General features: G+C 55.1%; 11 protein-coding genes. 2 read left to right on the plus strand and 9 right to left on the minus strand.

The window, feature by feature from the left end:
- The first annotated feature begins 110 nt into the window (after nucleotides 1-110).
- A complete protein-coding gene (locus AC0T7J_RS06840) occupies nucleotides 111-1124 on the plus strand; it encodes a M4 family metallopeptidase (RefSeq protein WP_010257519.1) in 1014 nt (337 codons plus the stop codon).
- Entirely contained in the window at nucleotides 1121-1453 is a 333-nt protein-coding gene (locus tag AC0T7J_RS06845; RefSeq protein ID WP_473793025.1) for a protealysin inhibitor emfourin, read from the plus strand. Before AC0T7J_RS06840 ends, AC0T7J_RS06845 begins: the two co-directional genes overlap by 4 nt.
- Before the next feature lie 273 nt (nucleotides 1454-1726).
- Here AC0T7J_RS06845 and AC0T7J_RS06850 read toward each other — a convergent pair whose 3' ends face one another.
- From AC0T7J_RS06850 to pilW, 9 genes are all read right to left on the minus strand, one after another.
- Complete coding sequence (locus tag AC0T7J_RS06850) at nucleotides 1727-4168, minus strand: glucose/quinate/shikimate family membrane-bound PQQ-dependent dehydrogenase (RefSeq protein WP_473793026.1); 2442 nt, start codon at nucleotides 4166-4168, stop codon at nucleotides 1727-1729.
- A 311-nt stretch (nucleotides 4169-4479) separates the two neighbouring features.
- Entirely contained in the window at nucleotides 4480-4701 is a 222-nt protein-coding gene (locus tag AC0T7J_RS06855; protein WP_207091611.1) for a YfgJ family double zinc ribbon protein, read from the minus strand.
- Between the two features lie 63 nt (nucleotides 4702-4764).
- A complete protein-coding gene (gene der / locus AC0T7J_RS06860; RefSeq protein ID WP_473793028.1) occupies nucleotides 4765-6255 on the minus strand; it encodes a ribosome biogenesis GTPase Der in 1491 nt (496 codons plus the stop codon).
- Nucleotides 6256-6429: 174 nt separating this feature from the next.
- A complete protein-coding gene (bamB, locus tag AC0T7J_RS06865; RefSeq protein ID WP_031594239.1) occupies nucleotides 6430-7611 on the minus strand; it encodes an outer membrane protein assembly factor BamB in 1182 nt (393 codons plus the stop codon).
- A gap of 19 nt (nucleotides 7612-7630) precedes the next feature.
- Entirely contained in the window at nucleotides 7631-8248 is a 618-nt protein-coding gene (locus tag AC0T7J_RS06870; RefSeq protein WP_010257542.1) for a YfgM family protein, read from the minus strand.
- A 39-nt stretch (nucleotides 8249-8287) separates the two neighbouring features.
- On the minus strand, nucleotides 8288-9562 hold the full coding sequence (hisS, locus tag AC0T7J_RS06875; protein ID WP_473793031.1) for a histidine--tRNA ligase: 1275 nt from the start codon (nucleotides 9560-9562) through the stop codon (nucleotides 8288-8290).
- 105 nt (nucleotides 9563-9667) lie between these two features.
- A complete protein-coding gene (gene ispG, locus AC0T7J_RS06880) occupies nucleotides 9668-10789 on the minus strand; it encodes a flavodoxin-dependent (E)-4-hydroxy-3-methylbut-2-enyl-diphosphate synthase (RefSeq protein WP_473793032.1) in 1122 nt (373 codons plus the stop codon).
- 37 nt (nucleotides 10790-10826) lie between these two features.
- Nucleotides 10827-11840, minus strand: a complete 1014-nt coding sequence (gene rodZ, locus AC0T7J_RS06885; RefSeq protein WP_473793034.1) for a cytoskeleton protein RodZ — start codon at nucleotides 11838-11840, stop codon at nucleotides 10827-10829.
- Nucleotides 11830-12564, minus strand: a complete 735-nt coding sequence (pilW, locus tag AC0T7J_RS06890; RefSeq protein ID WP_473793035.1) for a type IV pilus biogenesis/stability protein PilW — start codon at nucleotides 12562-12564, stop codon at nucleotides 11830-11832. The genes rodZ and pilW overlap by 11 nt, the downstream gene beginning before the upstream one ends.
- Nucleotides 12565-12643: the final 79 nt, after the last annotated feature.

The raw sequence follows: 12643 nt of genomic DNA on the forward strand, positions 1-12643 counted from the left end.
TCTGTCTGTCAGCTCACACTTTTACACTTAACACTGGCCTCACTAATGAGGTCTAACCTGCCTGACGGGTCTATACTTTCTGGCACATTCCTAATGCCAAGGAGTTTCAGATGGCTTATTGCGTTATTCCTCCCTATATCCTTCGCAAAATCATCGCGCACGGTTCCGGCCACCAGCAGGAGCAGGCGCGTCGCACCCTGACACACGTCCAGCACCTGATGGCGGAACACTGGCAAAAGCAGCCGGTGGCAAAAACCGCGGCAGGCGGCCATGTGGATCGTGAAATTTATGATGCGCAAAGTCAGCAGACCCTGCCAGGTAAGTTGATTCGTCAGGAGGGCCAGCCCGGCAATGACGACGTGGCGGCTGAGGAAGCCTGGAACTATCTTGGCGTAACCTATGACTTCTTCTGGCAGGCTTATCAGCGTAACTCGCTGGATAATCAGGGGCTGAAATTGCTCGGTACCGTACACTACGGTGACAAATACCAGAACGCCTTCTGGAATGGTCAGCAAATGGTATTTGGTGATGGTGACGGCGAAATCTTTAATCGCTTCACCATTGCGATTGACGTTGTGGCGCACGAACTGGCGCATGGCGTGACGGAAAATGAAGCTGGGTTGATCTACTTCGAGCAGGCTGGTGCGCTAAATGAGTCGCTGTCAGATGTGTTTGGTTCGCTGGTGAAACAGTTCAGTAAAAAACAGCGTGCCGATGAGGCGGACTGGATTATCGGCGAAGGCCTGCTGGCAAGCGGCATCAATGGGCGCGGTCTGCGCTCAATGTCTGAACCTGGTTCCGCCTATGATGACCCGATGCTGGGCAAAGATCCGCAACCGGCGCACATGGATCACTACGTTAAGACACGCGAAGATAATGGCGGAGTTCATATCAATTCCGGCATCCCGAACCGTGCTTTTTATCTGGCAGCAACAGCGCTGGGTGGTTATGCGTGGGAACAGGCGGGATATGCCTGGTATGACACGGTGTGTGACGACGAACTGCCACAGGATGCTGACTTTAAGACCTTTGCCCGCTTCACCGTTCAGCATGGTAAAAAACGGTTCAACGAATCGGTCGGCAGTGCCATTGAACAAGCGTGGAAGGAGGTTGGCGTGTTATGAGTGACCTGCCCGAACTCACCGATGACGCCACCATTATCGTCGCGCGTGAAGGCGGCCTGGCCTTTATTCCGGGGCTACGCGCCGAACGACGTTTTATGCTGGGCGATCTGCCGCCGCCAGAAAAAGAGCGCGTCTGCCATGCGCTGCAGCAGGCGATGCCGCTGGGTGAACCCGAGGAGAAAGCCGCGCAGGTGGGCAGTGGCGATCAGCGCTATTTTCGCATCCAGATTCAGTATGCCACCCGCCGCGAGGTTGGCACCATTGTGTTGCTGATTCCGGAACAGGTGGCGCCGCCTGAATTGCAGGCGCTGTGGCGCGACGGCAAATAAGCAAAAAAGGGCCGACTATTATGTCGGCCCTCAGACTGCTGATAATCCGATGTGCATCTGTTAGCGACAAATGAGCTTAAAGCGAAGGTAACACGTTCAGAGGAGGAAAGCGTCCCGCGCCATGGACGGCGCGGGCCGAGCAGTCATGGATGACGATTTTGCGACTTTCCGATCTGACCGTGTTACCTGAGCATTCTCGGTCTTACAGCGAACCAGGCAAGACTTTTCCGTAAAAAAAGGGCCGACAATGTCGGCCCTTTTTCTTAAGCGTTGTTACTTGCTGTCTGGCAGCGCGTAAGCAATCACATAATCACCACGGTCCGGTGACTGACGTGCGCCACCTGCCGAGATCAGGATGTACTGCTTTCCATCTTTCGGTGAGACGTAGCTCATCGGGCCACCCTGACTGCCCACCGGCAGACGTGCTTTCCACACCTCTTTCCCGGTTGAAGAGTCAAAGGCGCGCAGATAGTAATCCTGCGTACCTGCGATGAACACCAGGCCGCCCTGCGTGGCCAGCGTACCGCCGAGCGTTGGCATGCCAACCGGCATTTTCACGCGCATCTTGATGCCGAATGGTCCGGTATCCTGCACCGTGCCGACCGGCACCTGCCAGACGATTTTCTGCGTTTTCATGTCAATCGCCGACAGCGTACCAAATGGTGGTTTCTGACATGGAATACCCAGCGGTGACATAAAGCGATTTTTATTCACAGCATATGGTGTGCCTTTCAGCGGAACAGCACCCATACCGGTGTTGATCGCTTCGCCGCCGTTACTGCCACGCGCGATATTGCCGGTATCAGCCGGGATCATCTGAACCCACAGACCCAGACGCATATCATTGACGAACAACAGGTGGTTATTCGGATCGACCGACATGCTGCCCCAGTTCATACCGCCCAGCGAACCCGGGAAGCTCAGAGACTTGTCGGTGTCCGGCACGGTGAACAGGCCATCATAGCGCATGGATTTGAAGCCAATGCGGCAGGCCAGCTGATCAAACGGCGTGGCACCCCACATGTCAGATTCTTTCAGCGTCTGGTTGCCAATCTGCGGCATCCCGGTTGAGTGTGGCTGCGTTTTGGTATACTGCTCGTTCGGGATATGGCCCTGCGGCATCGGCAGTTCTTCGACTTTAGTCAGCGGCTTGCCGGTCATACGGTCAAGTACGAAGATCATGCCGGTTTTGCCGCCAATCACTACCGCTGGTGTGGTCGTGCCATCTTTTTGCGGGAAGTCGATCAGGCTTGGCTGCATCGGCAGGTCAAAGTCCCACAGATCGTTATGCACGGTCTGATAGACCCACTTCTCTTTGCCGGTCGTGGCATCCAGCGCCAGAACCGATGCGCCATATTTGTGATCCAGTTCAGTACGGTTCGCACCCCAGAGGTCAACCGACGAACTGCCCATTGGAATGAACACGGTGTTCATTGCCGGGTCGTAAGACATTGGTGCCCATGAGTTCGGCGTACTGCGGGTATAATCTTTACCCGGCATCAATATCGCATTCGGGTCAACATTGCCTGGGTCAAACGCCCAGCGCATCTGGCCGGTGATAACGTCAAAGCCACGCAACACGCCACCCGGCATATCCGTCTGCACGTTATCCGCTACGCGACCGCCGACCACCACAGTGGTGCCAGCCAGGGTTGGCGCTGAGGTCAGCTGATATTGCGGATCCGGTGCCTTGCCCATGCCCGCTTTGAGATCAACGATGCCGTGATCGCCAAAGTTTTCACAGAACTCACCGTTGTCAGCATTGATCGCAATCAGACGCGCATCGATGGTGTTCATCAGAATACGACGCTGACAGCTGTCACCGGCTGGCAACACTGCGGCAGTCACAGGTGAAGACCCCGGCTTATCTGGCTGCTGCAGCGGTTTCGTGGCGTCAAAGTAAGCCAGACCACGGCAGCGTGGCCAGACTTCCGCTTTGGCATTGATTTCACGTTTCCAGATCTGCTTACCGCTGTTGGCTTCAACGGCGATGACGTTGTTGTGCGGCGTGCAAAGATAAAGGGTATTACCAATCTGCAACGGTGTCTGCTGATCTTCTGCGCCGTTACCGGTCGGGCTGACAGGAGTATCACCGGTGCGGAAGGTCCAGGCCACCTGCAGATCTTTTACGTTGTCGCGGGTGATTTGATCCAGCGCCACAAAGCGGCTGCCCTGCGGTGTATTACCGTAGTTATCCCAGTCTTTCTGTTGTTTCGCTTTATCTACCGGGATCAGCGGCAGCTCTTCGCCCGTGCCTGCAACGGTAGGATGTGGCTGGAACATCTGCACCAGCGTAACAACCATGCCTGCGGCCAGCAGTGCAGAGAATGCATAAGAGGGTTTTGCCAGTGAGTGCTTACCTTCATGCTTACGCAGTGAAGGCCAGATCAGGAAGGCAAGCAGCATCAGTCCGGCAGGCACCATCAGGCGTGATACCAGCGGCCAGAACTCCAGGCCCGCGTCAAACAGCGACCAGATCAGGGTGCCGACAAAGACCAGCAGGAACAGAATCACTGCTGAGGATTTGCGGCGGAAGAACTGAATTGCGGAGAGTACAGTGACAATACCCGCAATTAAAAAGTACCCGCTGCCACCAAGTGCAACCAGTTTGCCGCCGCCAATTGCAAAAAACAGACCGGTGGCAAGCAGCACCAGTCCGAGCAGCACGGATGCTATTCCCAGCCCCTTTCCGGAGCGGGAGGATGTTTCAGCCATAATACTTACTCTCCTGAATAAACAGAGCGCCCGGACAGATGCCGTCCGGACTCAAGCGCGTCAAATCAATCCGCGCAGAGTACCGCTCGGTTTCAAATCGAATATAAACAGACCCGCGTCCGTGAGATCGATGGGCCGGAAGAACACGGATAGGGCTGGCCCCCCCACGACGCGGCAGGATTGTACCACCTGGTACATTACAGAGTGAACATCTACAACCCATTTGTTACGGCGCAATAGCATTTTTGCTACAAAATGAGCCAGTCGTCGCTCTGAATTCTCAGACGTTTTAAACGTAGCTGTAAGCGACGTCAGTGATCTGGCGGCTGGAAAAGGACGCGCTTGCGGGAGATGAGGCCATGCCCGTTCCGGCAAAAGTAGTCCACCGCGCCGCAGGCTTTGAGCACCTCAAGCGGCTGATGACACTCCGGACAGCAGGGTTGTGCGGGGTAATGCGTACCGCAGGTAATACAGATAAATTCACCATCGCTGAGCGACAGCGGTTGCTGACATTTTTCGCAAATAATAGTCACTATTTTCTCCCTGCTCCGGTTTATTCAGAGCAAAAAAAAGAGGGCCAGATGGCCCTCATTTTCTTAACGCTTGTTCTTTTTCATATGCGCCAGCAGACGCTTACGTTTACGCTGCTGCGTTGGCGTCAGCAGGTTACGTTTGCCTTCATAAGGGTTATCACCCTCTTTGAACTGAATACGAATTGGCGTTCCCATCACGTTGAGTGATTTACGGAAATAGTTCATCAGGTAGCGTTTGTAAGAATCGGGCAGATCCTTAACCTGATTACCGTGGATTACCACGATAGGTGGGTTATAACCCCCCGCGTGCGCGTATTTAAGCTTAACGCGACGACTGCGCACCAGCGGTGGCTGGTGATCGTCTGCCGCCATATTCATGATACGGGTCAGCAGCGAGGTGTTTACACGCTTCGTCGAACAGTCATAGGCTTCAGTGATCGACTCAAACAGATTGCCGACGCCGCTGCCGTGCAGCGCAGAGATAAAGTGGATGCGGGCGAAATCGATAAAGCCCAGACGGTAGTCCAGCGTCTCTTTCACTTCATCACGAACTTCCTGCGACAGGCCATCCCATTTGTTGACCACAATCACCAGCGAACGACCACTGTTGAGAATGAAGCCAAGCAGCGACAGATCCTGATCGGAAATACCGGCATGAGCATCAATCACCAGCATCACCACGTTGGCATCTTCAATCGCCTGCAGCGTCTTGATCACCGAGAATTTCTCTACGGTGTCAGAGATTTTGGCACGCTTACGCACGCCCGCCGTGTCGATCAGAACGTATTCACGTCCATCACGCTCCATAGGAATATAGATGCTGTCGCGGGTGGTGCCCGGCATATCGTAGACCACCACGCGGTCTTCACCGAGAATACGGTTGGTAAGCGTTGACTTACCTACGTTAGGACGGCCAACAATCGCCAGTTTGATCGGCAGGCCCGTCGGGTCGAAGTTTTCTTCTTCCTCTGCGGCTTCCTGCTCAGCAATCTCGTCAGCTTCAAGCGCAGCCCAGTACGCCTGATTCTCTTCTTCTTCCGTGAGCTCGACCGTCTCAACTTTGTCTATCCATGGCAGCAGTGCCTCTTCTATCAGGCTGCTGACACCACGACCATGCGATGCCGCAATGGCGTGAATCTCGCCCAAGCCCAGTGAATAGAAGTCCACAACCGCCTGATCAGGATCCATCCCGTCAGTTTTGTTGGCCACCAGAAAAGTTGCTTTCTGGCGGGAACGGAGATGCTTAGCGATTTGCTGATCGGCGGCCATCATGCCCGCACGCGCATCGACCATAAACAGCACGACATCCGCTTCTTCAATCGCCAGCAGTGACTGCTCGGCCATCCGCGTTTCAACACCCTCTTCGGTGCCGTCGATACCACCGGTATCAATAACAATAAATTCGCGCCCTTCCACTTCGGCGCGACCATATTTGCGATCGCGAGTCAGTCCAGGAAAATCCGCTACCAGCGCATCACGTGTGCGGGTTAAGCGGTTAAATAGCGTAGATTTTCCCACATTGGGACGCCCAACCAGCGCGACCACAGGTACCATAACAAAATGCCTCAATAAATAATTAATCGCCCGAATGGCGTGATTATAACGGCTCTGGCCGTCAGATTCAGGCTTAAGGCGCAAAGAATACCATGCCTGACTAAAAACGAAACGGCCCCTGATTAAATCAGGAGCCGTCGGAACGGAGGATTTCACCTGCCAGACGTTTACCCGTTAACGGGTAATCGCATAAACCTCACCATCTTTCGACTGGATCAGCAGCTTATCGCTGGCGACCACCGGCTCGGTCTGGAAGCCGGAGCTATCCAGTTCCTGCTGCGCAACAAAACGACCATCCGTGGTGTTCAGCCAGTGCAGATAACCTTCGCTGTCGCCAACAACCAGATAGCCGTTGTAGAGCACCGGCGAAGTCAGGTTGCGATGCAGCAGATCGCTTTGACGCCAGATGGCGACACCGCCGTCAGCATTCAGCGCAATCACACGATCGTCCTGATCGACCAGATAGATGCGGCCGGCATCAACAATCAGATCTTTCACACCGCCAATTTCGCGTTTCCACAAAATCTGGCCGGAACGCAGATCCAGTGCTGTCAGATTGCCGTTGTACGCCAGCGCGTAAACCACGCCATTGACGATAACCGGTGTGGTATCGACATCGTTAAGACGATCGATCTCAGTAGCACCGCTGACCTGGGAAATACGCTGCTGCCAGATCAGTTGGCCCTGGTTCAGCACCACGGCACTGACACGACCATTGTCGCCACCGACAATCGCGCCACCAAAAGCGACAGCCGGAGCAGATTCACCGCGCAGAGACAACGCTGGCATATCCAGGTTGACGCTCCACTTCACGGCGCCGCTGCTCTGATCCAGACCCTGCAACATGCCGTTGCTGGTATGAACCAGCACCAGACCATCGCTGACTACCGGACGTGAGAGGGCTTCACCGGCGACTTTAGTCTGCCACGCCAGGCTGCCATCACTGCTGTTAAGGGCATAAACCTGGCCGCGCTCGCTGCCCACATAGACCCGATCGCCATCAGCCGTCAGGCCACCTGATAACATGGCTGAGCGATTTTTCGAGAAGAAGCCGGTTTTCTCAGAGAGATCGACTTTCCATTTTTCTTTACCGTCTGCGGCATCGAGCGCTTTGACGATACCAAAGCGGTCGGCAGCATAAACCGTATTATCCTGCCAGGCAGGATGCAGATTTGAGTAGAAATCACCGACGCCATCACCTACCGAGGTGCTCCACACTTTCTGTGGCGTGAACTGATTTTCCACCTTCGGCAACGGGGCCATTTTTACTACATCTTCTTCGCCGCTAAACAGCGAACAACCGCTGAGCAAAGTGACTGAAATCAGTCCCGGCAGCAGGTATTTACGTAATTCCATGCGCTCTCTCTTGACTGGCTTAGCTTAAGTTATTCATCTTCATCTGCATCATTTGCTTCAATGCCGGAGAGGCGTCAGATTCAACCCCTTTACTCCAGGCATCGCGCGCGCCCTGCTTGTCGCCTTTGGTCAGCAGCGCTTCGCCGCGAATATCGGCCACAATGGCTGTCCAGCCATCACCCTTCACACCGTCAAGGGTTTTAAGCGCCGCATCCGCTTGATTCTGTTGCAGTTGAATGCGTGCCAGGCGCAGGTTAATTACCGCCTGCAGATTGGCATCTTTGGTATCTTTTAGTCCGTTTTGCAGCAGCGTCGCGGCTTTATCAAGCTGACCGGCGTCAACATACTGCTTCGCCAGATCCATCGCAGCCAGCGCACCGTAGGTGTTGCTGTTTTCACTGGCAAAACGGTTTACCGCTTCCAGCGTCTCCGGTTTGCCGGCCTGCATGGCGCTGGTGAGCTGCTGATACTGCGCTGATACTGTCTTCGCCGTATCGTCCTGATGACTGCTCCAGTAACGCCAGCCGCCCAGCGCAGCAATGCCGATCACCACGCCAATAGCTAACGCTTTGCCATTGTTGGCAAAAAAGTTGCGCAGCGCGTCGGTCTGCTCGTTCTCATTGCTATACACTTCCACGCAATCCCTCTCCTTTCTATGGTTGGTGCTGTGTCACGCTTACTGTAACAGCGAGCGTAAGACAGCAGCAGCCTCTGCCTGATCCAGCGTTTGCTGCTCGCCACGGCGCAGATCTTTAATCACGACCTGACCGGCTTTGACCTCGTCCTCGCCTAACACCAGTGCGACGCGAGCGCCCCACTTGTCAGCACGGGCAAACTGTTTCTTGAAGTTGCCGCCACCAAAGTTGGTCATCAGCCTCAGTTCTGGCGCTTCATCACGCAATTTCTCAGCCAGCTGCATTGCTGCAGACTGCACGCCCTGACCTGAAGCGATAACATAGACATCCACATTGCTCGTCGGTTCAAATTCAGGATTAACCGCCTGAACCAGCAGCACCAGACGCTCCATGCCCATGGCAAAGCCAACGCCAGGTGTTGCGCGGCCACCGAGCTGCTCAACCAGGCCATCATAGCGACCGCCACCACATACCGTGCCCTGTGAACCCAGGCTATCGGTGACCCACTCAATCACGGTGCGATTGTAATAATCAAGACCGCGCACCAGACGCTGATTGACGGTGTAGCGGATCCCGGCGTCATCCAGCAAAGCACACAGGCCGCTGAAATGTTCGCGTGATTCGTCATCCAGATACTCGCCAAGCTGTGGCGCATCATTCAGTAACTGCTGAATATCGGGATTTTTAGTGTCGAGAACGCGCATCGGATTGGTGTACATGCGGCGTTTGCAATTCTCATCCAGCGCCTCTTTGTGCTGTTCAAGGAAGGCGACCAGCGCGTCGCGATAATGCGCGCGTGCTTCCAGCGAACCGATAGAGTTGAGTTCCAGACGAACGTGCTCAGAGATACCCAGAGCTTTCCACCAGCGGGCGTTCAGCATGATCAGTTCAGCATCGATGTCCGGCCCCTGCAGACCAAACACTTCCACGCCAATCTGGTAGAACTGACGATAGCGGCCTTTCTGCGGACGCTCATAGCGGAACATCGGGCCCATATACCACAGGCGCTGCTCCTGGTTGTAGAGTAAACCGTGTTCAATACCGGCCCGCACGCACCCTGCCGTGCCTTCCGGACGCAGCGTCAGGCTTTCACCGTTGCGGTCTTCGAAGGTATACATCTCTTTTTCAACCACGTCGGTGACTTCACCGATGGCGCGTTTAAACAGTGGGGTTTGCTCCACCAGCGGTAAGCGAATTTCGCTGTAACCGTAGCTCGCCAGCGTCTGCTTGAGAACGCCTTCAATCCGTTGCCAGAGGGCGGTATCCGCAGGCAGGTAGTCGTTCATCCCGCGAATCGCCTGAATATTCTTCGCCACGTTAGAATCTCTTAATGCAAAAAAACCTGTCCGGCATCATACCTTATGAGGATGAAACCGCACAGGTTCAGTCAAAAAAGTCACGCACGCAGACCGCGTACGCCATTATTTTTCCAGATGCTGCACATCAATACGGCGACTGGCATCCAGCATCGACGCTTTAGCACGGATACGCGCTTCCAGCTGATCGATCATGTCATTGTTGTCGAGGCGATCGCGCTGACGCACACCATCCTCGTAGAAACCACTCTTCTTGCTGCCGCCGGTTACGCCCAGCGTAGAGAGGGTCGCCTCGCCGGGTCCGTTGACCACGCAGCCGATAATGGAGACATCCATCGGGGTGATCAGGTCTTCCAGACGCTGCTCCAGCGCGTTGACCGTGCCGATAACGTCGAACTCCTGACGTGAGCAGGTCGGACAGGCGATGAAGTTGATGCCACGAGAACGGATGCGCAGTGACTTCAGGATATCGAAACCGACTTTAACTTCTTCAATCGGATCGGCGGCCAGCGAGATACGCAGCGTATCGCCGATCCCTTCTGACAGCAGCAGACCCAGTCCAATTGCCGATTTCACTGCGCCTGCCCGCGCGCCGCCCGCTTCGGTGATACCGAGATGCAGTGGCTGTTCAATCTGTTTCGCCAGCAGACGATAAGATTCAACCGCGAGAAAGACGTCAGAGGCTTTGACGCTGACTTTGAATTGATCGAAGTTAAGACGGTCGAGATGATCGACATGGCGCATAGCAGATTCCAGCAACGCCTGCGGCGTCGGCTCGCCATACTTTTCCTGCAGATCTTTTTCCAGCGAACCGGCGTTTACGCCAATTCGAATCGGAATATTGTTGTCGCGTGCGCAGTCGACCACCATACGGATGCGCTCATTGTTCCCGATATTACCGGGATTGATGCGCAGGCAGTCGACGCCATACTCGGCGACTTTCAGGGCGATGCGGTAGTCAAAATGAATATCTGCAACCAGCGGGACGTTTACCTGCTGTTTGATCAGTCTGAATGCTTCTGCGGCATCCATGGTAGGCACCGAGATACGAACGATGTCGACACCGACTCGCTCAAGGGCTTTGATCTGATTTACCGTCGCCTCCACGTCAGTGGTGCGGGTGTTGGTCATCGACTGGACAGCGATGGGTGCGCCGTCACCGACCGGCACCTTGCCGACGTAAATGCGTTTGGATTTACGACGGATAATGGGTGCTTCGTTATGCATATTTCTTCTCCACAATTGCCCGGTACGCGATACGCTGTTATTGCGCACCCAACGTCAGGCGAGCAACCTGGTTATTACGGATAAAACGACTTAAATCAACGGGCTGATTCTGATATTGCACCTGAACAGCGGAAGGCGCGCCAATTTTCAGACGATACGGAGGCGTTCCTGCGAGGCTGAGTTTACCACCACTGCGCTGAATGCCGCTGAACAGTTTTTTGCCGGTGGCATCGCTCACTTCCAGCCAGCAGTCGGCGTTAAAGGTCATCACCACCGCATTAGGGTCAGCAGCCGGTTCACTGACCGCCGCTGCACCTACTGGCATCTGAGGTGCCGTGCTGGTATTGGTATTCGTGGCCGCAGGTGCAGCCGCTGAGTTGTCTACGGGCGCCTGGCTCGGCGAAACCACGGCATTGCTGGTGGTATCTGGCTGTGCGGTGATCGCGCTATTGCTGGCGCTGGCGGCCGGAGCCGCACTCGCTGGCGCACTGGCTGCGCTGTTGTCACTGGTGGTATTGCTTTCGTCAGGCGCGGCAGGTGCCGCGCTGTCACCGCTGGATTCACCCAGCGGAATCGACTGGCCGCTATCACCGCTGCTGCTGTTCTGATCGGTCATCGGCACCAGATCATCCTGCGACGCTTTATGATTCTGCCACCACCATGCACCGGTCAGACCCACCACCACAAACACCACCAGCCAGGTGAAAATCATCAACCAGCCGTCGCGTTTCTTGCGGCGTTTGCCCAGTGAGAAACTTTGCATCGGCTCGATCTTTGAAGCCCGAATCGGTGTCTGTTTCGCCATCATCGGCAGCAGTTCCTCTTCAGGAATGTGCACCAGACGCGCGTAAGAGCGAATGTATCCGCGCAGGAACGTGGAGGCCAGATCGGCAGGCGATTTGTCTTCCTCGATATCACGCACGGTAGAAAGTTTCAGGCACAGGCGTTCAGCGACGTTCTGCTGCGTCAGCCCCATCTGCTCACGAGCCAGACGCAGGCGTTCACCTGTGGAATGTAATGCAGAGTTTTCTTGAGTGGCTTCAGTATTCATTAGCTAAATAACGCTGGTACTGTATCGATTGCGGAAAACGTCGCGCTAACTGGTCGCCATAACGTGAAACGTCAACGGCATTTCCCTGTAGCGCGGCGAAACGTAAGTGTAACGCCAGACTTCGTGCCGTTTCAGGCAGCTGTTGCTGGTAAACATCTAGCAAAATCTGCACCTTCGCCAGATGGTTATCTGCCATCTGCTTTTCAGCTTCCGACAGCAGCGAATCAGCTTTGCGTCTGTCAGCCTCAATGGCCTGGCGTAGCGTCCTGCGGGAAGCGGCAGTATCGCCAGCCTGCAGATAACAAAACCCTGCCAGTTCAAGCGCGTCATTGCGTGCATCAAACTGCGGTGCTGCGCGTGCCCGACTAAACTGTTGATGCGCTTCGCCATACTGCCTTAAAGCGCAGAGAAACGCACCGTAATTGTTAGCAACAAAACCATTATCCGGGGCCTGCTGCTGTGCCAGTATAAACCGGGCCTGCGCCGCTGTCTGATTACCCTGCTTCTGCGCCAGTCGTGCCAGCGCAAGCGAGACCCGGTAATCCTCTGGCGCGGCGGCCTGTGCCCGCAGAAAGTTTCGCTCAGCCGCGGCATAGTCGCCACCCGCCAGATAGTGCATCCCTAATTGCAGACGCACCTCTTCTGCTCCGGGTTCGTGATGCTGGCTGACACACCCGCTTACAACAAACAGCGCCAGTAAAACAGCAGGTAATCCGTTACGCATAATCGTTTCCATCCGGTTGACGTTGACAGGCTGCAGCCTGCCACGCGTCATCGCTTCAGGAAACGCTCTGTGTCAGCCT

The sequence above is a fragment of the Pantoea sp. E956-1 genome (assembly GCF_982223955.1).

What these genes read in the sequence shown, in the direction of transcription:
- AC0T7J_RS06840 (WP_010257519.1), top strand. Translation starts at nt 111, where the DNA reads ATGGCTTATTGCGTTATTCCTCCCTATATCCTTCGCAAAATCATCGCG.
- AC0T7J_RS06845 (WP_473793025.1), top strand. Translation starts at nt 1,121, where the DNA reads ATGAGTGACCTGCCCGAACTCACCGATGACGCCACCATTATCGTCGCG.
- AC0T7J_RS06850 (WP_473793026.1), bottom strand. Translation starts at nt 4,168, where the DNA reads ATGGCTGAAACATCCTCCCGCTCCGGAAAGGGGCTGGGAATAGCATCC.
- der (WP_473793028.1), bottom strand. Translation starts at nt 6,255, where the DNA reads ATGGTACCTGTGGTCGCGCTGGTTGGGCGTCCCAATGTGGGAAAATCT.
- bamB (WP_031594239.1), bottom strand. Translation starts at nt 7,611, where the DNA reads ATGGAATTACGTAAATACCTGCTGCCGGGACTGATTTCAGTCACTTTG.
- ispG (WP_473793032.1), bottom strand. Translation starts at nt 10,789, where the DNA reads ATGCATAACGAAGCACCCATTATCCGTCGTAAATCCAAACGCATTTAC.
- rodZ (WP_473793034.1), bottom strand. Translation starts at nt 11,840, where the DNA reads ATGAATACTGAAGCCACTCAAGAAAACTCTGCATTACATTCCACAGGT.
- pilW (WP_473793035.1), bottom strand. Translation starts at nt 12,564, where the DNA reads ATGCGTAACGGATTACCTGCTGTTTTACTGGCGCTGTTTGTTGTAAGC.